17 protein-coding genes are annotated in these 21,405 nt (G+C 53.6%); 11 read left to right on the top strand and 6 right to left on the bottom strand.

The window, feature by feature from the left end; genetic code table 11:
* Positions 1-649 precede the first annotated feature (649 nt).
* The 6 genes from P8N76_01550 to P8N76_01575 all read left to right on the top strand — a co-directional run bounded on the left by P8N76_01550 (position 650) and on the right by P8N76_01575 (position 6,425).
* Positions 650-1,636, top strand: coding sequence for a hypothetical protein (locus P8N76_01550; protein ID MDG2380335.1), 987 nt, complete (start codon positions 650-652; stop codon positions 1,634-1,636).
* Between the two features lie 80 nt (positions 1,637-1,716).
* Positions 1,717-2,052 carry a hypothetical protein gene (locus P8N76_01555; GenBank protein MDG2380336.1) on the top strand — a complete coding sequence of 112 codons (336 nt, stop codon included), beginning with the start codon at positions 1,717-1,719 and terminating at the stop codon, positions 2,050-2,052.
* Positions 2,053-2,560: 508 nt separating this feature from the next.
* Positions 2,561-2,812: a hypothetical protein gene (locus P8N76_01560; GenBank protein ID MDG2380337.1), complete on the top strand. Its 252-nt coding sequence runs from the start codon at positions 2,561-2,563 to the stop codon at positions 2,810-2,812.
* 55 nt (positions 2,813-2,867) lie between these two features.
* On the top strand, positions 2,868-3,392 hold the full coding sequence (locus tag P8N76_01565; GenBank protein MDG2380338.1) for a type 1 glutamine amidotransferase: 525 nt from the start codon (positions 2,868-2,870) through the stop codon (positions 3,390-3,392).
* A gap of 824 nt (positions 3,393-4,216) precedes the next feature.
* Positions 4,217-5,434, top strand: coding sequence for an MFS transporter (locus P8N76_01570; GenBank protein MDG2380339.1), 1,218 nt, complete (start codon positions 4,217-4,219; stop codon positions 5,432-5,434).
* A gap of 94 nt (positions 5,435-5,528) precedes the next feature.
* A complete protein-coding gene (locus tag P8N76_01575) occupies positions 5,529-6,425 on the top strand; it encodes a sulfotransferase (protein MDG2380340.1) in 897 nt (298 codons plus the stop codon).
* 9 nt (positions 6,426-6,434) lie between these two features.
* Here the strand turns inward: P8N76_01575 and P8N76_01580 are convergent, their stop codons facing one another.
* Complete coding sequence (locus P8N76_01580) at positions 6,435-6,938, bottom strand: hypothetical protein (protein ID MDG2380341.1); 504 nt, start codon at positions 6,936-6,938, stop codon at positions 6,435-6,437.
* 127 nt (positions 6,939-7,065) lie between these two features.
* Between P8N76_01580 and P8N76_01585 the strand changes: the two genes are divergently transcribed.
* On the top strand, positions 7,066-8,082 hold the full coding sequence (locus P8N76_01585; GenBank protein MDG2380342.1) for a methyltransferase: 1,017 nt from the start codon (positions 7,066-7,068) through the stop codon (positions 8,080-8,082).
* 223 nt (positions 8,083-8,305) lie between these two features.
* Positions 8,306-9,121, top strand: a complete 816-nt coding sequence (locus P8N76_01590) for a hypothetical protein (GenBank protein ID MDG2380343.1) — start codon at positions 8,306-8,308, stop codon at positions 9,119-9,121.
* A gap of 15 nt (positions 9,122-9,136) precedes the next feature.
* Here the strand turns inward: P8N76_01590 and P8N76_01595 are convergent, their stop codons facing one another.
* Both P8N76_01595 and P8N76_01600 read right to left on the bottom strand, forming a co-directional pair.
* A complete protein-coding gene (locus P8N76_01595) occupies positions 9,137-9,859 on the bottom strand; it encodes a phosphatidylcholine synthase (GenBank protein ID MDG2380344.1) in 723 nt (240 codons plus the stop codon).
* Positions 9,849-11,438, bottom strand: coding sequence for a sodium:solute symporter family protein (locus P8N76_01600; protein MDG2380345.1), 1,590 nt, complete (start codon positions 11,436-11,438; stop codon positions 9,849-9,851). Before P8N76_01600 ends, P8N76_01595 begins: the two co-directional genes overlap by 11 nt.
* A gap of 240 nt (positions 11,439-11,678) precedes the next feature.
* On the opposite strand from P8N76_01600, the gene P8N76_01605 reads away from it, so the two are divergent.
* Positions 11,679-12,545: an alpha/beta fold hydrolase gene (locus tag P8N76_01605; protein MDG2380346.1), complete on the top strand. Its 867-nt coding sequence runs from the start codon at positions 11,679-11,681 to the stop codon at positions 12,543-12,545.
* 21 nt (positions 12,546-12,566) lie between these two features.
* Here P8N76_01605 and P8N76_01610 read toward each other — a convergent pair whose 3' ends face one another.
* A complete protein-coding gene (locus P8N76_01610; GenBank protein ID MDG2380347.1) occupies positions 12,567-13,340 on the bottom strand; it encodes a hypothetical protein in 774 nt (257 codons plus the stop codon).
* A gap of 16 nt (positions 13,341-13,356) precedes the next feature.
* Positions 13,357-13,989 (bottom strand): response regulator transcription factor, encoded by a 633-nt coding sequence (locus P8N76_01615; GenBank protein MDG2380348.1) that lies wholly within the window; start codon positions 13,987-13,989, stop codon positions 13,357-13,359.
* A gap of 513 nt (positions 13,990-14,502) precedes the next feature.
* On the opposite strand from P8N76_01615, the gene P8N76_01620 reads away from it, so the two are divergent.
* Positions 14,503-17,808, top strand: a complete 3,306-nt coding sequence (locus tag P8N76_01620) for an FG-GAP-like repeat-containing protein (protein MDG2380349.1) — start codon at positions 14,503-14,505, stop codon at positions 17,806-17,808.
* Between the two features lie 59 nt (positions 17,809-17,867).
* Entirely contained in the window at positions 17,868-18,935 is a 1,068-nt protein-coding gene (dusB, locus tag P8N76_01625) for a tRNA dihydrouridine synthase DusB (GenBank protein ID MDG2380350.1), read from the top strand.
* 58 nt (positions 18,936-18,993) lie between these two features.
* Here dusB and P8N76_01630 read toward each other — a convergent pair whose 3' ends face one another.
* The gene (locus P8N76_01630) at positions 18,994-21,159 is read right to left on the bottom strand and encodes an alanine/glycine:cation symporter family protein (GenBank protein ID MDG2380351.1); all 2,166 of its coding nucleotides are present in this window, start codon (positions 21,157-21,159) and stop codon (positions 18,994-18,996) included.
* Between the last annotated feature and the right edge of the window lie 246 nt (positions 21,160-21,405).

Here is a 21,405-nt window from a genome sequence, read left to right on the forward strand (position 1 = left end):
GCCCGCCGGTCATCGCCGTCAGTCGTGAAAAGTTGCCCCTTGTCGCCAGCGCAAACCGCAGCTGGCACCCGAGCGTTCTCTCTCGCGTCTCACGTCGCCATCTTACCGATCACCCGATGGTCATGTCATTATTGATTCCATGAAATCGTGCTACCGACTCCGCTCGAGTGGATCAAAAGCATTGTAAATCTCGATTTCATCGGGCGTCTCGAGCGACCGTCATCCGTTCTCCAAACCGCCTGATAGGTGTCACTCAGGACGAGGCCAAGTTGGAGATGAACCGTTGCATCCGCAATCGCCAACTTTTTTGCACCAAAAAGTGAAAAGCGACTTAACAGGAGAAACATGTGAATCTGAAAAAATCAGCAGCCCAGCCAATCCCAGCCCACGATTCTTGGCAGATCGTCGAACACAAATTACCTTGGATCTTCGAGATAGACAGAACCGATGCGGATCCGTGTTGCGAATCGGGTAAAGATGGCCTAGATTTCGCGAGCAGCTACAAACACAAAACCGTCACAAAGCCAAATTTCACGCGAAGATCGATTCGCTTTTCGCAAGGATTTTCGACATCCAAGCGGGAGCGATGCGATCGCTCGTTTTGAACAGCAGAAAGGACACGGGGCCCTGTATCGTTTCCCCGAACGCCATGGACCACTCAAACGACGATGCGTTACCAATCGATGCTTGGTCTGCGGACATGCAGGCTGCAATCGCTGAGATCTGCGACCTTGGCCAAGCGACGCTAGCAAGGCATTCAACCTCCAGCGTTCACGCCGCCCAAGTGGCACAAGACTGGGAGTTATCGAAGCGACTGGAAGACGAACGGATTGCCCTTCGCCAACTATTTGACCATGCCCGCCAGATCATTGAGACGGTTGAGTTAACGCGTCAACAAATCGAAGACGATACGACCGCCACTGCTGACCTACATGAATCACTGCGAACATGCGCCGCCCTCATTCATAGCAGCGTTCCAGAGCTTGAGAAAGCCTTCCTGACGAGTCGCCACAGCGCGTTGGATTTGCTCCGTTGGACGCAACGTTCTGGCCATTTAGCGGACAGCGATTTACCAACCCAATATCGTGCCAGCTACGCTCGGCTCCTTGAATACACTCCTGTCTTCAAGCCCCGCATGGAAGCCATGCAACACGACCTACTCAGACTGCGACACGATGCGGGACTTCACGAGGATGTGCAACGGCTACTCTCAGCTTTGACTCGCTACAACGGCGTCACTGACGCAGCCCGACGTTTTGTCCAAAGCGTGGTAAAACCACCGTTGGATCTTGTTTTTCACGAGACGGCAACATTCGAATCGGATTGGCAAGGATTAACGCCGGACGTTCAGAGCGAGCTAGGGACGGAAATCAATGACTCCTGCCAATTACTCCTGTACGATCCGACCCGCTTTATTCAACAGGTCGAGCTAATGAAACCCACTTTGGCGGATGGCGTCGAAGCATCGCTCTACGTGCAATCCGTCGATTCATGGCGAATCTTTTTCACCGTCGATGAAGATCCGGTTTTCAAAGAGCTGCGGGTTACTTTGTTTCGAGTTGTCGATCAGAGAGATTTCGCACCAACCTGCCAATGGATTATCGAACATCTTTACCGTGATCTCACCGACGATTGAATCAACACAGCTGAATCAACGCAGTCATCAGCCATTTCCCAACCGCAAATCAAGATACTTCGTTAAGCGAGCACATTTTCATGACTGAGCTAAAACGCTTACTCGACGAGTTCGGCATCATTTACGATGCCTTAAAAAAACTTCCTGATGACAAATTGAAGCTCGCATTCCTGGAAGCGCTTGCCGAGCTTGAGGATAATGACTGCCACCGCACGAGAAGCTTCCCCAAAACGAGACTCCACCGAGTACGTGGAGTAAAACAGGCCATCTATCGCGCGGACATCACGAAAATCTCTGGTTGGCGCATCCATCTTCAATACGTTAACGGAAATATCGTTTTGAAAGATGTCATCGAAGGCAATCGCCATGATGACGTAATCAAAGTCATCAAAACAAAAAAGGGACGCTACGAGTAGCCATCCAACTGCGGCATCTCGATATCGAAAGCGATCACCGACTCTCATTGCGATCAACCCAATCCTCAGCGACCGCCAAAATTACTTAACAAGAACCTCGCCGACAACGAAGAACTGCGGATGCATCCCGATTAACCCGCCCTCGCGTCTCTCCCCGAGTTAGAGAAGGTGCCTCACCAAACCAGTGAGAAGAGCCGTACAACAGCCACCATTTCGGGGAAGAATCGTCCTCACAGGAAAACATGCGCAAGCTTTTCTTTACGCTCCTATCACCCCGTGCGTGTGATGTTGTCGCCGGGCACCGAATTCCAAGCGAGGGCCGATAGTTGTTTTACGGGACAAAAACTGAGCGATTGGGAATCGCGTCTGAACGGCCACTCATCCAGCGTCATTGCCCGTTTCAAGAACAGCAGGCGACTCGACCGACTCGTCGGCTGGCGCTCACATCGAGCCAATCGACAGCCGTCGAGAAGGATTGCTTGGCTGCCCCGAAAGAATCGGGCTATGCTTGCATTTCACCCAAATTCACGCCCGTAATCGGGTGATTAACGGTCGCCATCTTCTGCTCAAAAATCGAATTGCAATTGGACGAGAGCGAAGCTGGGACGGCGTCGGCCAGTTGGCCCGATTTCAAGAGGTGATCAATAGCAATACGATCGTGACATTCGAAAAGGTCAACCTGTTTGCACGGGGCAAATGTGTTAATCGGCAACGCCCAACGCGCCAGCAAGAGAAGAATCGCTACAATGAAGGGCGATAAACACACGACCTTACCATCGTGTTTGGCCACCCGACTACGATCAGGATAGAATTCAATGCTGCAACCACTTCAGGGTAAACAAATCCTCATTTTCGTGGGCGAAATCTACGAAGATCTTGAACTTTGGTACCCGAAGCTGCGTTTGATTGAAGCAGGGGCGACTGTTGTGGTCGCAGGGCCGAACGCGCAGCAGAACTACGCGGGGAAGAACGGCTATCCATGCGCTTCTGACGTGGCGATTTCCGACGTCAACACCAACGAATTTGACGGCTTGGTTGTGCCAGGCGGCTTCATGCCGGACAAACTCCGGCGTGATCCTCGTGTCCTGGAAATCGTCCAAGAATTCGACAACGCAGGAAAATTGGTCGCAGCCATCTGCCATGGCGGCTGGATTCCGATCTCAGCCGGAGTCTATCGAGGCGTCACCGTCACCGGATCCCCTGGAATCAAGGATGACCTCGTGAATGCTGGCGCGATCTGGCGGGACGAAGCGGTCGTGATCGATCGACACTTTGTGTCAAGTAGAAAGCCTGACGATCTTCCCGACTTTTGTCGCGGTATCTTGACGGTCATGAGCTAAATCAAGGAATAGCGACGAAACGCCACGGCTTCGCAAGCGAGCCTGTCGCAAGCCAAATTTGTTTCAAGTTTTGCGGAGATAAATTCTGCAAGATTCAAGGCTCGACGGATACCTCTCTACGGTGGGGCAAGTACCTCCTCTCATCTCACTGTCATTTCTAAACATAGGTGATGAATATGGGGCACCGTAAAACAATCGAACACATCGACACCAAAGGTAACCGACGAATTATCGTTTCTCACGATCCTAATGGGTTTCGAATCGACGAGTACAATCGCGAACACGATCGCGCACCCTGGATATTTCGTCGAAACTGGGTTCAAGGTCGGCCACGGAATGAAATCACCGAATTGATTTCCTCCCACTGGTAAGGTTTGAGTCAAAATCTGCCTGGCGAATTTCTAGCCTACCTACTTCATCCTCCCAAAAGCCGGCGACGGAAACCGTATTGCATCTGATCGGCATGCCGCTCAGCCGTCAATCCTCGAAATCGCTGCAAACACTTCCTGCCTGATTCCTATACCGCCCGCTCCGTGCAATTCGGTCGAAGCCTTTCTCCCCAATCCCAGCGTGGGCAACGAGGTGAAAATCGACGAAGCTACCCTTCGTCAGGCTATTCACTCCGCGCAACCGGTGATCGAACGGAGCCTGGCGGAGGGGAAAGCTGCGTAACGATCGCGAACCAATTGAGTGCTAGCCGGCTATCATCTTGACCAGTCTTGGGTAAACTGTGGCCAGCCCTTATGAGCACGCTGCCTTCGAACCAACCTGCGGTAACATCTGCCTCTTCGCAACCATCGCGACGATATTTTCTCGGCTGGAGAATGCTAGCCATCGCAGCAGTTGGTCAGTACATGTCTGCTCCCGGACAGTCTTATTCCGTCGCCGCCTTTAAAGATCCCATGCGGGAGGGACTCTCCCTCAGCGAGACCAATTTTTCGCTTGCGTACGGCTTCGCGACGTTTGTCAGCGCTTGCTTGCTGCCGGGAGTGGGACGTCTTGTCGATAAGTGGGGGGCAAGAATCATGCTGCCCTTGATTTCAATCGGCCTCGCCGCTTCCTGCTTTTTCATGTCGACCATCGACTCCCTGCCAAAGTTGTACGTTGCCTTCAGCTGCATTCGTAGCCTCGGCCAAGGATCGCTCACTCTTGTTTCAGTGTGGTTGGTGGGTGAATGGTTCGAGCGACGTAGGGGAATGGCAACGGCGATCGCGGGACTGGGGGGCGCTGCATCCGTGATGACCGTGCCGCTACTCAACAACTGGTTAATCGAGAACTACGACTGGGAGACCGCCTGGCAGGTTTTGGCAATCGCTGTCGCAGCATCCCTCGTCCTTCCTGGCCTGATCCTGATACGGGATAGACCGGAAGACGTGGGTCTGACCCCGGACGGCATCTTGCCCGAATCAACAGACGAATCAGCGAAACGAGGCCCAAAAATAGTGGCCCTGGAAGATTCCTGGTCCGTTAACCAGGTTCTGCGGGACCTTACTTTTTGGAAACTCCTCTCGGTACCGGCGACGGCGGCGTTGATTGGCACGGGATTGATTTTTCACCAGGTGTCCTTGCTGGGTAGCCGCGGCCTCCCAGCGAATTGGGCGTTGGGAATGCTTTCCATTCAGGCAGGTTTCGCCAGTCTGATGACCTTCCCAGCCGGTTGGGCAACGGATCGCATCGAAGGACGTTTTATTCTTTTGGCAGCCATGATTTTTCTCGCGCTCGCCCTAGTCATCGTCATTCTTATGCCCAGCCCATGGATGGTCATCCTGTATGCCTTGTTGCTGGGGGCCCAGGGCAGCATCTTTCGCAGTACAGGCACGGTGATTTGGATTAACTACTATGGCCGCGTCAATCAAGGTGCAATTCGAGGCGTCGCTTGGGCAGCGATGATTCTTGCCTCGGCAGTCGGCCCAATTCCACTGGCCCTCTCGATTGATCAATTTGAATCGTATCAACCCGCACTGCTGCTGTTTCTGCTGCTGCCAATTTTCTCAGCCGTTGCGGTCTGGTCCGCTCTGCCGCCGCGGCCCAGCCCCCGTTGATCGAGATTGACAGTGACCGGGAGATTTCAAAGAATCTAGAGGCAACCGGGCATTTAATCAAAATTTGCGCACTCACGTACTGAGCGGAGCAGGAATGGCTGACAAGGATCGCTTCTTGCCAAATCTGTTCATCCTAGGCGCCGCAAAGTGCGGGACAACTTCCCTCTGGGAACATCTTCAATCAAGCCGTGAAGTTTGCATGTCTCGTCCCAAAGAGCCTCTCTTTTTTGCCTGGGAATTCTCCGCAGGTTTAGCACACTATCGCTGCAAATACTTTCGTCACTGGAAGTATGAGACGACGATCGGAGATGCCAGTCACCGCAATTTGTACTTGCCCTACGTTCCAGAACGTATCCACCAAACCAACCCCCAGGCAAAATTGATCGTTTTACTTCGCAACCCAATCGATCGAGCCTATTCACATTGGTGGCATTTTGCCTCACGCGGACGCGAATCACACTCGTTCGAGGAAGCCCTTAAACACAATCAACAACAATTGGAACGAGGTGAACAATTCCGCGTCGAATCCGATTACCGTCAGATTCGACAACATGATGTTTCTGGCGGCAACAGAGGCACCTATTTGGATTCTGGTTACTACGCTCGACAAATCGAGCGTTATCGCCGCCTGTTTCCCGAACAGCAAATCCAGATCATTCTGTTTGATCAATTTGTCGCCAAACCGTTCCAAACGGTTTCGCGGCTGCGATCGTTTCTTGGCCTGCGGGGCGTCAACCGATGGACGTTTCGTCTTCGGCGCGCAAACCGCCAACAACGGCGCACACCGGATTGGTTGAGACAACTCGCACCAAACACAACATTCGGTAGCCCGATCGCCGCACCCGCCTCAAAAATACTACAAGCTGGCCTGAAGATTCAAGCACGTCCCAAAATGCAATCGGCAACCCGTGCTTGGTTATCCGAACATTACCGACCGCACAATCACCAATTGGCAAAAGAGCTTTCCCTTGACCTGACTCATTGGGACTAGCCGGTGCTGTCAAGGTTTCTTTGATGCCTTCTTCGGTAGCAAAGACGAATGATCGTGGACGATAAGCCATCGCCCGATGATTTCCCGAAAGACGAGCGTAAAGTTTCCCTCTAAATCACCCGCTTGCCTTCGTAGTGACCAACGCCCTAAAACGTAAGCTGCGTTTTCGCCCAGTGAAAACATTTCCAAATCACCGAAACTTAACTGCCCCATCTGGGCTGGCGTTGGGTATCGCGTTTCATAACGAAGCTTCGTTGCCTCCCAGCCCCGTAGGGTCTTGCCCCCCGAGCTAAACGTGAGTTGGTCCGAATTCCAATAAGATTCCATAAACCGACCCAACTCTCCTGCGTTCCAGGCCTTCGATTGCTCCGTTAGAACCCCAGTTAACACGCGTTGCAGTTCGACAGACAAAGCTCCGGGATTTTCTTCCGCTGAAACTAGCCGTGTGATGGAGACGAGGTTAATCGACCACAAAATACAAATCCCGATGGGAACATGATGAGAGAATCGCATCAGAGCAGCTCCGAAGAAGACAAACTGAGTCAAATTTGGCTCGTTGGTTGTACCAGCTTTTCAGGACGGTCGGTAGAATCCAGGTATTAACCGATCCCAATCAGAGCCACCTCGGAACAACCAGGCGATGCGTAACGAAAACCTTCACGAACAAATGTCCCGCATGATTATGGGGTACAGCATCTCACAGGCAATTCATGCAGCGTGCAAACTTAAAATCGCGGATCGGCTAAAACAAGGTCCCAAATCAGTTGCTCAACTCGCAGCAGAGGCAGAGGTCAACGAGGATGCTCTTTTCCGACTCCTACGGGCGTTGGCCAGTCTCAATATTTTTGCCGAGGGCGAGAACCGAGTGTTCGAACTAACCCCGTTGGCCGAACTTCTGCGAGCCGACTCCCCGGACTCTCTCCAACCGCTCGCGCTAATGATGGGCAGCGAGATTTATCGAACCTGGGCAAATCTCACAAAATCGATCACCAGTGGTCAGACCGCGTTTGATGAGATTTACGGCGAACCGTTCTTTGATTATTTAACCGGCCACCCTGACTCGGCTCGGATATTCGACGCGGCCATGACAGCGAGCCACGGCCACGAAACCGAGGCAATTCTTGAAGTTTATAACTTTGCCGACATTGGCGTACTCGCCGATGTGGGCGGCGGCAATGGGTCAAAACTGGCGAAAATACTCGAGCATCACCCGGCTCTTCACGGCATTTTGTTTGACCTCCCCCATGTGGTTCAACGCGCGACTGAAACCTTTCAATCCGCCGGGCTCAACGATCGTTGCCAAATTGTCGGTGGCGATTTCTTCCAATCGATTCCCGCAGGCGCCGACGTGTATCTGATGCGTCATATCATTCATGACTGGGATGACGACAAATCCCTGCGAATTTTGCAAAACTGCCACGCAGTCATGCCGGAAAACGGAAAGCTACTCGTCGTAGAAAACGTCATCTTGAGCGGCAACACTCCCTGTTCTGCGAAGTTCCTCGATCTCACGATGCTGTTGGTGCCGGGCGGCCGAGAAAGAACTGAACACGAATTCCGGGAACTATTTGCAAAAGCTGGCTTTGAGTTAACGCGTGTGATTCCTGGTCGACATAATTTATCCGTGATCGAAGGGATACGTCGTGACAAAACCTAATCCACAATGTCAAATTTGATTATTCGATCTCCTCCGCCGATGCAAGACGTAGAAGGGTCCGCACCGGCAGTGCGCACGGCAAAGACTGAGACACAATCCGTGCTCTGCTTGTTGGCAGCTTGAGCCACACCAAGTCCCCACAAAAGGTTGCCGGTACCATTGTCTCTTCAAATTGGCTGCATCCGCTACTCGCCCACCTCAACACGAAACTCTTGAATGCCCCATGCCACTCAATCCATCCACGGAAGACAGCCTACGTCGTCTCTTCTATCAAGGTTTTTCAGCACATGATATCGCCGAACCGCTTCGTTCCTTCGACGACCAAGCCTCGTCCGAAGAGGTGAAACAGTACATGCTGGAGCACAAGTACCTGGTTGTTGGCGTGCGCCATCGGGGCATGATCACTGGCTATATCGATTTGGCAGATTTATCAGCCGGTCAATGCCAGGATCACCTGCGAACTTTCGAGTCCGGCACGGTCATTCATGCCACGGCACCACTAATTGACGTCATCCATGGCTTGCAGGAAGAACAACGTCTCTTCGTAACGATGCTAGGGCAAGTGGGCGGTATTATCACGCGAACCGATCTGCAAAAGCCCCCTTTTCGAATGTGGCTGTTTGGAATGGTGACTTTAATCGAAATGCGATTATCTCGAATCATCGAGCAAGTCTGTCCCGATGATTCGTGGCAACAGTATCTCTCAGCAGGTCGTATTCAGAAAGCAGAAGCACTGCTAACGGAGCGCCAGCGCAGAAATCAACATCTCCAGTTATCCGAGTGCCTCCAACTTTCAGATAAGGGGCAAATTCTCGCGCGCAATCCGCAACTACGATCGGCCACACGATTTAATTCAAGACGTCAGGTCGAAGACGCCGTCAAGGGCTTCGAACGATTGCGGAACAATCTGGCTCACGCTCAGGACATCATTGCGACAGACTGGGACACCATTGTCGATCTGACCAACAACATCAACAACATTATCTCCGGCCCCGAACGTTGGAAACGTGACGAATCGCCCCAAAAGCCATCCAAGTAATGTTTTTCCCCCTCATCATCCCCGGCGGGCTATCCAGTCAAGGTAAAAGGAGCAGCCCACGTACAGAGCAGGGTAGACGCATGACAGTCCGAACCAGAGTCGACTTACCTCAGGATACTGAAGCACCATGACCAACAAAACGATCGCCCAAACCGCCGCGCCTCCTAAAAAGAAAGGCTTCCAACAGGGCGGCCGATTGGGATAAACAAATCGCACCGGCGCGATACTGAGTGCACTGAGCGCCAACAGAATGGCGGCAACCCACCACGATTCGGTCCCATCAAAAATGACCGCCAAGTAGAAGGCGACCACATTCCAATAAGAGGGAAATCCGCGAAAAAATCCCCGACTCTCTTCTTTTGCGCCTTCGTGAACAAAGGCCAACGAACTTGCTACCAGCGGAAACGCACAAAACAACCAGGCCGGCTCGGGCAGCCAGCCGGCTCGCCAGATCAACAACACGGGTAAAAACGTGTAATTCACGTAATCCACGATGTCATCAAGCTTGCGTCCGTCAATCCAGGGGGTGTGACGCCGCACGTCAGCAGCACGCGCTAGCGTTCCATCGGTGGCGTCGATCAGGACCGACACCATCATCGCCAAGAAGGCCATTCGGTAATCCTGATGCAAAATGGCAATCGCTGTAAACAAAGCGACGACGATGCCCATCGCTGTGTAAAGATGGACTCCCAGCGCCAGTAACACGCGCCAAGGCGAACTCTCTGGTTCACGATTCATCGGTCCCTCTTTGCTTGCCTGTTTCTTGAGTCACTTGTGAAACCACCGCAATCGTCGCCAGCGATACCAGCATGATCAACGTTTTCCAAGGAAGCCAGCCAACGGCCTCATTCAAAGCCTCCAGCGAGGCCGGCGCGAAACCCGATTCAGCTACATACATCACGCCCCTGAGGCTCAAAGCAAGGGCCGCACCGAGGGCCGCTGCAACCGCTGTTGACCGTTGATAAAAAAGGGCGATCACGAGCTGGGGAAATAACACCACATAGACGAGATCGGCGCAGAAGTACCAGAGCTGGTAGACACTATCAACACGGAGGGCCAAGGTGGCAGCAACCGCACCAATGACAACGATCGCAACTCGTAACACCAACTGTAATCGAGCGTCCTGTTTGTTGTGACCGATCCAAGGTCGATAAACATTCCAGGCAAACATCGAAGCAGAAGAAAGGATGGAAGAATCCACCGAAGACATCACCGCGGCTGCAATCGCAGTCAGGCCGATCAGCGAAACAACCGAGGGAACTCCATGCCGAAGCAAATAGGGTAAAATAATGGCCGCATCCGAGGGCTCTTCCACCGCGAGTGCATTCCAATCGAGACACGCCCCGCCCATTCCAATCAGCATTGGAATCAAGGCCACTAGCAAACAGGCCAAACCTGCGGTCACCGACATAACTTGAGCTGAACGAGCGTTCGCAGTTGCCAAAACACGTTGAAAGTAAACCTGCCATGGAATCCCACCGCAAATCAGCAACAAGGCCGCATCAACCCATTGCCATCCCCAAGGGTCCGGCTGAGTCCACGCATTCGCATCCGGAATAAGACGTGCCTTTGTTCCGTAAACGGCCTGGTAGTCACGCCACATTTCGGTCAATCCACCACACTGATGGATCACAAACGGCAGCGCGATCGACAAACCAACACAGATGCAGACAAATTGCAAAACATCAGAAAACGCGACGGACCAAAGTCCACCCATCACGGTATAAGTTACCACGACGGTCGCGGCGACTAACACGACCAGCGCCGGATCAATTCCGAACAGGGTCCCTAACGTGGCCCCCAGAGCGGAAAGAATCGCCGCCGTCCAAAACAAATCGCCAACCAGCGCCGGCAGATACAGAAAAGAAGCCATGCGTTTGCCGTAACGATCGTCAAACAGATCAAGCATCGTTCGATATTCGCGCCGACGCATCGGCCCCGCGAACAAGAGCCCCCCAACAACCAGGCTGAGTGCATAACACCAAGGCGCTTGACACCAGACCAACCCTCGCCCCGGATCGTAAACTGCCTCCGCAGTTCCATTAACGTATCCACCACCAATCCAGGTCGCCGCGAGTGAAATCCACGCTAAGCCCAGTGGCAAGTGCCGATTTGCGATCATTAATTCGGTAACGTCGCTTCGGCTCTTGATCCGGCGGCGTCCCAAAAAGCCAACCGCCAAAAAGGCCAACGATATCACCAGCAACACAAGCCACGTCATACCCGCGCTCTCAAGAAATGATTCAACACCATCGCCCCACCCGATCCAACGTGTCTTTCCCCACGGAATGTTGATCCAGCCAACGAATATAGCCAACAAGCTCCCCACGAAGTAGGTTAGGTCGAACGGAAAACGGGCTGCCGAACGACCGCTAACTACTAGAATGTGTGGCCCAGGTAGCTGGTTTCTGATCGCCGGCTACCCTTTTTGACATAAAACCGCCCAACTACCCACCGCTCACCAAAGCACAGCCTGAACTCATGCTTCGTGAAACTGAAATCTTACAGCTGAGAAAATCGTTCACGAAGCGAGCCGATTGACTAAAGAAGGACAACCATGAAAGTCGACTTGGTCCACACGCAAACCTCCGATGGAATGCGCCTTGATGGGGTGCTGCACGAAGTGAATTCAAACCCCACGTCCCAATCAGATCTGGACGCCATCATCTGTTTTTCGGGTATTGGCAGCAATTTCTATGGATCGAGCCTAATCGCACGCATTTGCGACCGTCTCGGAAGCCACGGCGTAGCGGCTTTGAGCGTGAACACCCGAGGCCATGATGGGATCAGTACGGCTTCGACAACCTTCGGCGGCAAAAGGCAGGGCGCTGCATTCGAAATCATTGATGACTGCCGCTACGACGTCTCAGCCTGGATCCAATTTCTGACGAAACAAGGCCACCGTCGCATCGGCTTGCTTGGACACAGCCTCGGAGCCATCAAAGTCGTTTATGCACAGGCATATGCGAGTGAAGCGAATGTCGCACGCGTGATCGCCCTCTCACCACCCAGCCTAAATCATCGTCGATTTCTCGACAGTAAAGACGCGAGCGACTATCGGCGTTCACTGGAGGCGGCTGAAACGTTCATGGCTGCTGGCGCACCCGAAATGCTCTTCCAGGCAACCTTCCCCTTTTCAATGGCCATGTCACCGGCAACCTATTTGGATAAATACGGCTCCGCCGACCGCTACGACATTCTACGCTTCGCCAACCAGGTCAATTGCCCACTGGCTTTCATCTATGGATCCAAAGAATTGCAAGCCGAACAGACGGCCTTTGCAGGGATCACTGATCAACTCGAACGACTGACTTGGCCAGCAACGGGACGGCCAACGATTGATGTCATCCCGGGTGCAAACCATTTCTATGCGGGAGTGGTCGCTGAATTGCTTGACGAAATTTCCCGGATCGTGACGAGCTAGTCCCAACCGATCACAGACAGATTACTTAAGAGGCGCTCGTTTGGCCCCGTTGGGCGACGACTGAACGGGAGCACGTTGTACCGATCGTGACTGATCGATGTAACGAATGAAGTGGGGTGCAGCGGGATCCTTGGGCAACTCTTTGGCGAGCCTTACGTAGCCATCTCGAATCCTCATTTTGGTCGTATCCGAAAGATTCTGAAAGCGTCGCACACCCAACACGTTCACCTCGGATCCCACCAATTGCACAATTTTGGCATTGATCGGGTCGTAACCAATACGAAAGGAACGCGCACGAGCCTGACCATCGCCGATGACCGGACGCATCGCCGATGTGGACGAACCGGAATGGGCCGCGCCCAGGAAATGGCCCAACTCGTGAACCAGTGCCTCCAAACGCTCCGGCTCTCGAATTTGTTTCGAGCTTTCTCGCAAAAGCACATGGGAATGCAAAGGGCCGCGCGTGCCACCCAGCCCGTTTCGCCCCTTGCGAAACTTGAATTGACTCGAAAATCCAATTGCGATCTGGCCTGACTTCGGCTCCACTTCCTGCTCGAATTCTCGCAAACTTCGATTTAAATCGTTGATGTGATTATCGGATTGCCAAGTACCAAATTCAGAAACCGAAAAACGGATGTCACAATACTCGTTGATAATGTCAGAGGCCGCATCCACGCGATCTTTCAACCGTTTCTGCCACAGCCGCTCAACCCCGGGCTCCTCCTCATCCACCATGACTTTGACATAGATGGTCACCGCCTCCGTAGGATGACCGATTAGCGAAAGAAACAACACGGCCAACAGAATCCAACTACACCAACCCCTTGCGGACGGCCCACACTGCAGCTTGCGTTCGATCCGATACGCCGACTTTCCGCAAAATGTGCTGTACATGTTCTTTCACCGTTTCGTAACTGATGCTGAGAGCTAACGCAATTTCCTTGTTCGTCAGACCTAACGCTAACTGTCGCAGCACTTCACTTTCTCTTTGCGTCAGAGGAACTTCCATGTCGGCCGAAAGTCTGGGAGTCGCCAACGCTCCGGTCACGCGACGCAACTCGTCTCTGGTCCAAATATTTTCACCATTCGCAACCCGGCGAATGCTCTCTACAAACCGCTCACAAGTTGAGTTCTTGAGAATGTAGCCGTTTGCTCCCAAAGCGACCGAGCGAGCGATGTAGGTCGGATTGTCGTAGGTCGAAAACATCAACATGGGCATTTCCGGCTGATCGAGCTTGATGCGACCCAGGGCAGTCAGACCATCTCCGCCTACCATGCGAATGTCCAGAACCACCAAATCAGGCTTCAACTCCATGCTCATCCGCACGGCTTCATCACCCGTGGTCGCCTCGCCCACCACCTCGATCTCAGTACCTTCCAGTATGCCTCGGATTCCCGTCCGAACAACCTCGTGGTCATCCGCAATAATCATTCGAATTGCCATAGCGAGCCTTATTCACCTCCCCGAAAACGTCTCTAACCACCGGTGCAAGGCAGAAAACCCCACTGTTGGGTGGACATCAAACGGCCCACTGACAAACATATCATCCCACAACAGATTCGGCAAGAAAACCGGCCGAATCAGGTGATAGAACGGAATCGAAAGGCGGAAACATTCGATCCGACAGGACAAAGCCCGCTTTGAAAGGCAGCTCACTCCCAATTCTTTCCGCGACAGGCTGGACAGCTGGGTCGGCTCCACCGCCGAGACCGCCCCACCTGACAGCGACTTCAGCAGATGCGCATCAAAAAAACTCGGACAAACGGCTTGGTTCAATCGGCAAAGCGTCTTTGGCTAGGTGCCCCGCAACACCAACTGTGGTTCGCCACTCGGGTCGCCACTCTGGTCGATCGCCGTGTGTCTGAACTAGAATGCCGTGAGGTTTCCGATCTTTGTTTCTGTTAACCCCCGGGTGTGAATAAAACCGTGTGGAGTTTCATCTCGAATCGCCGTTGGATGGCATACACATTTCTGGGCTGCCTCGCGCTGTCAGGGTGTGATGGCTGCCGTCGTCAGGAACTACCCCATCCTCCTGCCGCGTTCCAACCTTCTGCGGAGGCGATCGCGAAGCATAATGAGGCGGTCGCGTTAATGGGGCAATTCGACTATTCGACAGCCCACGACATTTTTGCGGAGTTGGCAGCCGCCCATCCGGAATGGGAGGCGGTCCAAGTTGATTTGGCGATCGCCACGCTGAATCGGCAACAAGTGGGCGATTCCGAGCGAGCCAGACAGTTACTCGGAGAGATTCTGCAGCAGCATCCGGACAATCTTCGTGCCTACTATTGTCGTGGCATCTTGGATCTCGATGGGGGTGATCCGGAAGCTGCTTCAAAAATGTTCCAGCATGTGGCCCAAGCGGATCCAACAGACGCCTACGCAGCCTATTACGCGGGCCAATGCCTGGCCCAGTTGGGCAAGCCCGAGGAAGCACTTCCGTGGTTTGTGAAGGCGATTGAGATGGACCCCTATCTTCGCAGCGCGTTGTACGGCGCATTTCAAGCCTGTTTGCGGCTCGACAAGCAGCAGCAGGCAACCGAATTTCGGGAGCTTTTTCAACGACTGGAGACCAACCCGCAGGCACGTGTGGCCGAAATCAAGTACACACGAATGGGCCCACGGGCCGAGGTGTCGTCAGCCACTTCCGATATCGCACCGGTCGGACCACCGCCGGGCGATCTGTTCCGAAAGTCCGTGGCCTTGCCCGGCACCGATGCCAAATTAAGCAGCCATGGCCAGAGAACTCCCAACCTCACGGTCTGCGACATGAATCAGGATGGACATCTGGACCTGTTCATCGCATCGGCCTCAGCCGTCGAACGGGAGTACAATACGGTCTTCTTCGGTGGCGAAAACGGCTTTCAACTGGCCAAGTCGCATCCCTTGGCAGCCGTCAGTCAAGTCAACACGGCCGCTTGGGGCGACTTTGACAATGACGGTGCGGTCGATGTCTATCTGCTGCGATCCGGCCCAAACAGCCTCTGGCGACAGCTTGCCGACGGCCAGTGGCTGGACATCACCGAAATGAGCGAAACCGGTGGAGCTGACATTAATTCGACGGATGGCATGGCCTTTGATGCGGATCACGATGGTGACTTAGATCTATTCGTCGCCAACGACGGCCCCAATGAACTGTTCAACAACAATCTAAACGGCACGTTCCGCCCGCTGGCCGAAGCCCAAGGGATCGCTGGTAATGGCGCAACGCGAGAGATTATCGCCAGCGACTTTGACCACGATCGTGACGTTGATCTGATCGCAATCAATCAACACCCCCCCCACGAAGTCTATCGTAACAATCGTCTCTGGAACTACGAACCAGCAACCGGTTTCGACGAATTCATTAAGTCGCCGATCCAAGCCTGCTTGGCAACAGATCGAGATGTCGATGGGCAAGTTGAATTAGTCACTCTTGGCAAATCAGGATTAGCCGTTTGGCGATCCGAGGATCAAGCCAGCTGGCAATCCACTCCGCTGGGCATTGCTCGCACAGATTTAAGCCCACCCTTGGCGACATCCGATCTCAATGGCAACGGAACCAATGACTTGATCGTGTCAACAAACGATAGTTGGCTCGCGTTGGCAGCGGACGGCAAGCGCGAATTAGCAAGATTCCCCAACAAAGCTCCCTGGCGACTGGCCAACCTCGACGCCGCCAAAGGCCCTTCAGTGATCGCGGTCAAACCGGATGCGACCCCGATCGTCTGGCAGCCTGGTCCCGGTCGCCTTCCTTTCATCATGCTCCAATTCACTGGCAAAGAAGATCAGGGCGAACAAATGCGTTCCAACCGTTCGGGAATTGGGGTGTCCGGCGCGGTTCGCATGGGAACCGACTGGGCCGCCTTCGACACATTTCGTGCCGACAGCGGGCCCGGGCAAAGCTGGCAGCCCATCTCGGTCGGCACAGGGGGTCGAGGACGGATTGATTACGTCAAAATGACTTGGCCAGACGGTGTTTTTCAGACCGAACTGGGCTTAACGAGTGGCCTGCGGCATGTGATCGAAGAAGACCAACGTCAGGTAGCAAGCTGTCCCGTGATTTTTGCGTGGGACGGCCAGCAATACCGGTTCATCACCGACGCACTTGGGGTTGCGGGGATCGGATTCAACGTCGGCTATGGCGAATATGGAGATCCGCGTCCTTGGGAAAATCTTCAACTACCGAGTAATCTGCTCAAAGCTCGACAAGACAAGTTTGAGATCAAGATTGGCGAACCGATGGAAGAAGTCTGCTACTTGGATGCGGCCCGATTGGTTTGCTATGATCTTCCACCGGGTTGGCAGATGGTCATCGATGAGAGATTTCACGTTCTCGGTCCTCCACCTTCCGGACAACCGATTTTTTATCGCCACGAACACCTGCCAATTGCTGCGACCAACGATCGCGGCCAGGATCTGCTTGCTCTCTTGAAAACGGCAGACTTTCAGGCTGCCCAACCGGGACAGCGCGATTCTCGCTTCTTGGGTTTGAACAAGGCGCATGACGTCATCTTGGAATTTTCGATCTCACTCGATCAGCCCGATTTATATCTGATGATGGATGGCTGGATCGAATATCCATATTCACAAACCATGTTTGCCGCCTGGCAAGCCGATGCGTCCTACGACGCACCAACGATCGAAGTCGAAGACACCGATGGAGTTTGGCACATCGTCACCGAACAGTTCGGCTATCTGGCAGGTATGCCTCGGCGCGCCCTGCTTCCACTTGATCGCAGTCGGATTCCAGCCGGTGCGAAGAGATTGCGAATCCGGACAAATGTCGAAATCTATTGGGATCGAATCGCCCTGATTCAAGCTGAGACAAATGACACGGTACGAGTCAAATCGATGCCGCTTCGCCAAGCTGTTGTCGACGAAGTTGGCTTTGCCCGTCGCACAAACCTGGCTCAGCATCGCCCACATTACGACTACAATCAACGCGCACCGCTGTGGGACACGCGACATCTCAAAGGCCACTACACCTCCTTCGGTGAAGCGACCCCGTTAGTTACAACCATCGACGATGCGGTTGCCATCATTGGGCCCGGCGAAGAAGTGGAGCTTCGTTTTTCCGATCAATCGGAGCAACTCCCGACGGATTGGTCACGGACGTTCGTGTTGGAACTAAATGGTTGGTGCAAGGACATGGACCTTTACACGCGCGACGGTGCCACCGTCGCGCCACTCCCGCGCCGCCACCCTACAAAGAATCCCGCAGAACTGCAGCAGCGTGACCAACTGCACCAGCAGTTTAACCAACGTTTCCGATCCGGTTTTTAGCGAGTTTCCATGCAATCCGGTCCTTTCAAACATCCCCGGTCGTTTTAAGCATCGAAGTCATGATCAATCCTTCCGTAAAACCAGCCGATCTCCGAGAGCCAAGCGTGGGCCCTCAAGCGATTGAGATTGGTTCAGTTCGTGTCGACCCACCCGTGTTGCAAGCGCCAATGGCTGGCTTCACCAACTATGCCTTTCGGCAAATCGTGCGGGACTACGGAGGCGCCGGACTTCAAGCAACGGAAATGGTCAACGCCAAAGGATTCGTCTGGATGGACGAGACGCGATGTGAACACCCCGATCGGCTCTGGGGTGTGAAGCAAGAAGCCCGTCCATTGGCAGTTCAAATCTGGGATAACGATCCGACCACGATGGCACGGGTCGGAGCGAGACTCGCCCACGAATACGAAGTCAGCGTCGTTGACATTAATTTTGGATGTCCGGTGCGGCAGGTGACTGAAAAGGCCCACAGCGGTTCTTATTTATTGCGTGACCCAGACCGGATGGGAACGATCATCGAGCGCGTGGTGAAGGCCTGCCATCCCGTGCCGGTCACCGCCAAGATTCGGCTCGGTTGTACGCGGGATTCCGTCAACGCCATCGAGATTGCGCAAGTCGTCGAGTCTGCAGGAGCCTCGGCACTAACGGTTCACGGACGAACTGCGGCAGATTTTTTTCGCGGCTCCGCCGACTGGGATTTAATCTCCGAAATCAAGCCTCATCTGCGACGAATTCCGCTGATCGGGAATGGTGATCTCGATTCACCCGCAAAAGTACTGACCGCCTTTGAACGTTACGCAGTGGACGGCGTCATGATCGCCCGCGCTTGTCTCGGCCGTCCTTGGCTTTTCCAACAAGTCTGCGCCGCCCTCAAGGGTCAGCCGATTCCCCCTGACCCCACCCTCGATCAACAACGAGAATGCATGGTTCGGCACTACCAACTAGTTGTCGAGCGATTCGGTGTAGAAAAGGGAACGATGTTGATGCGTAAATTTGCCTGCTGCTACGCCCAAGGCTTGTTCGGCGCCCGCCAATTCCGGACCCAAGTTGGTAAGGTTTCAACCCCGGATGAGTTTTACCAGGTCGTGAAGGAATACTTTCCGCGTGAGCGCCCCAACGGTAAATCCTGACGCTCGAAACCAGCAACCGAACTGCAACCGAACTCGCGTTCGAACCACCCAGCCAAACTTATTTGTAAGTCTTGAATTCTCCCGCCTTATAACGACGCCAATAATCAGCTAAATCCCGTTTGACTTTGGGAGATAACAGCACCACGCCGAGCACATTTGGAAAGGCCATCGAGAGAATCATCATGTCGGAGAAATCAAGCACTGCCCCCAAATTGACAATTGCACCAATAAAGACGCACGTCACGTAAATACAACGGTAAACGACCGTACTCCGCGCGCCGAATAAGCGTTCCCAACATCGCTCGCCGTAATAGCTCCATGAAATGATTGTCGAAAAGGCAAACAGCACAACAGCGACCGCAAGCACATAGGGAAACCATGAGATCTCACGCTCAAAAGCAACCGACGTCAGGGCTGCTCCTTGCAACCCTTGATCGACGACCCAAGGGTCGTAGTCCCAGGCGTTGGTGATCAAAATCACCAACGCGGTCATCGAACAAACCACAACCGTGTCGATGAATGGCCCCAACAAGGCGACCGCACCCTCCCGAACCGGCTCATCCGTTTTCGCCGCACTGTGAGCAATTGCAGCACTACCAACGCCCGCTTCGTTGCTGAACGCGGCACGCTGAATCCCCAAAACCATCACGCCAACGATCCCACCGCCAAACGCCTGACCGGTAAATGCCTGACTGAAAATGCTGACAACCAGCGCAGGAACATCGGTGATGTGCATCATGATGATCCACAGACAAGCGCCAATGTAGACCAGACACATGGTCGGTACGACCTTTTCCGCTGCCGCACCAATTCGCTTGATCCCTCCGATAATGACAAATCCAACAGCCACAGCGAGCACAATCCCGAAGATGACCAGAAATTTTCGCTTGAACCCGGACATTTCTGATACCAACGCCGCCCGCTGCTCCTCCAATGAAGCCAGTTCGTCAAAACTATCCTCGGCAGCAGCAGTCCGAATTTTCTCATTGAGATCGGACAATTGTTGAATCTGACCACTTTGAATCGTGCTAACCAGTTGGGCACCCGACTGATTGGCCTGGAACATGTTTCCGCCACCAAAACTGGCCATAATACACATCACCGAAAAGACGACGGACAAAACCAATCCCAACGGCCCCAACCCCAGCTCCTTGAGCCCCACATGCAGGTACTGCATCGGGCCGCCCAAAATCGTGCCGTCTGGTTTCACCGTGCGATATTTTTGGCCGAGCGTACATTCCACAAACTTACTTGTCATCCCGAAGACACCGCAAGCAACCATCCAGAAGAAAGCGCCCGGCCCCCCTAAGGTCATGGCAATCGTCACACCTGCGATGTTGCCCAGGCCGACGGTGGCAGATAGAGCCGATGCAAGCGCTTGCAAATGAGTCACTTCACCCGGTTCATTCGGATTGTCGTATCGCCCTCGAACAATCTCAACCGCGTGCCGAAATCCCCAAAAATTGAACCAGCCCATGTAGAACGTGAAAAATACCGACCCCGCAGCCAACCAGAGTACGACGATCGGAGCACCACCAAACTTCTCCTTCAGCAGATAGGGCTTACCAGCCACCGAATGCTGAGGGTCTGTCTTCAACCAGCCTTTGGCCGCCAGTGCATCAACCTGGTCCCAAGTCAAAACTTTATCGGGTTTCAACAACTCTCGTTTTCTCGAGATCTGCTGAAATTCCCCCTGGGGATGTTCCGCATTCTTGACCAAAACATATTTGTTCGCTTGGTCGAGCTCGACAACCACGTACTCGACTTGGCGATCACCAATCTTTCCGCGTCGAATCTCATTCGCTTCGTTCCCCAATACAAGCATGCCTCGGGCACCCAAACCATCCACTTGTTGAGGCGTCAGTTTCGCTTCGGGATACTCACCGTTGGGATCGTATTTCTCAAAATCTCCATGACTGCCAACGTCGCGAACATAGTCCTCCGCGTGGTCCATTTGGACGTACTCGCGATCGGTCGCAAACAATCGGCGAAATAAGACGGAGGCAATCGCGTCCACCGCCTTGGCAAATCCGGCGTCAACGCGTTCCATCAAACTCGGCTCAGATGCCGGCTCGATCGATTCAATGGCTTTCGGTGGAGCCACCACGGCTTTCGGTGGAGCCACCACGGCCGCTTGGCCATGGCACACAGACACCATCCAAATGGCAGATAGGATGACGATCAGACAAAACGCCAAAAATTTTTCGTCAACAAGCCTTAACATCCGCGAACTCCTTCCCGCCCGTCCTAGGCGGATTGCGTTTAAGTCTGGACGGTGCTTCTCACACCTCGACCGGCCGTCCCCGTCACCCGAAACCCGCCATCCCAACTGCCCAAACCGGTTCTGGCGGAACTTTTAGCCTATAACTCCTGTTATGTCAATTGTTTACGGTGCAGCACGGGGGCAGATACATTTTTAAAATATCCCGTTGTCTAAAATGTCGAAATGCTTATCATAGACTGGGGCAAC

This window comes from Pirellulaceae bacterium (assembly GCA_029243025.1).
Classification (GTDB): domain Bacteria; phylum Planctomycetota; class Planctomycetia; order Pirellulales; family Pirellulaceae.

What these genes read in the sequence shown, in the direction of transcription:
- P8N76_01575 (MDG2380340.1), top strand. Translation starts at nt 5,529, where the DNA reads ATGGCTGACAAGGATCGCTTCTTGCCAAATCTGTTCATCCTAGGCGCC.
- P8N76_01595 (MDG2380344.1), bottom strand. Translation starts at nt 9,859, where the DNA reads ATGAATCGTGAACCAGAGAGTTCGCCTTGGCGCGTGTTACTGGCGCTG.
- P8N76_01570 (MDG2380339.1), top strand. Translation starts at nt 4,217, where the DNA reads ATGCTAGCCATCGCAGCAGTTGGTCAGTACATGTCTGCTCCCGGACAG.
- P8N76_01615 (MDG2380348.1), bottom strand. Translation starts at nt 13,989, where the DNA reads ATGGCAATTCGAATGATTATTGCGGATGACCACGAGGTTGTTCGGACG.
- P8N76_01550 (MDG2380335.1), top strand. Translation starts at nt 650, where the DNA reads ATGGACCACTCAAACGACGATGCGTTACCAATCGATGCTTGGTCTGCG.
- P8N76_01580 (MDG2380341.1), bottom strand. Translation starts at nt 6,938, where the DNA reads ATGCGATTCTCTCATCATGTTCCCATCGGGATTTGTATTTTGTGGTCG.
- P8N76_01585 (MDG2380342.1), top strand. Translation starts at nt 7,066, where the DNA reads ATGCGTAACGAAAACCTTCACGAACAAATGTCCCGCATGATTATGGGG.
- P8N76_01620 (MDG2380349.1), top strand. Translation starts at nt 14,503, where the DNA reads ATGGCATACACATTTCTGGGCTGCCTCGCGCTGTCAGGGTGTGATGGC.
- P8N76_01555 (MDG2380336.1), top strand. Translation starts at nt 1,717, where the DNA reads ATGACTGAGCTAAAACGCTTACTCGACGAGTTCGGCATCATTTACGAT.
- P8N76_01565 (MDG2380338.1), top strand. Translation starts at nt 2,868, where the DNA reads ATGCTGCAACCACTTCAGGGTAAACAAATCCTCATTTTCGTGGGCGAA.
- P8N76_01630 (MDG2380351.1), bottom strand. Translation starts at nt 21,159, where the DNA reads ATGTTAAGGCTTGTTGACGAAAAATTTTTGGCGTTTTGTCTGATCGTC.
- P8N76_01605 (MDG2380346.1), top strand. Translation starts at nt 11,679, where the DNA reads ATGAAAGTCGACTTGGTCCACACGCAAACCTCCGATGGAATGCGCCTT.
- P8N76_01590 (MDG2380343.1), top strand. Translation starts at nt 8,306, where the DNA reads ATGCCACTCAATCCATCCACGGAAGACAGCCTACGTCGTCTCTTCTAT.
- dusB (MDG2380350.1), top strand. Translation starts at nt 17,868, where the DNA reads ATGATCAATCCTTCCGTAAAACCAGCCGATCTCCGAGAGCCAAGCGTG.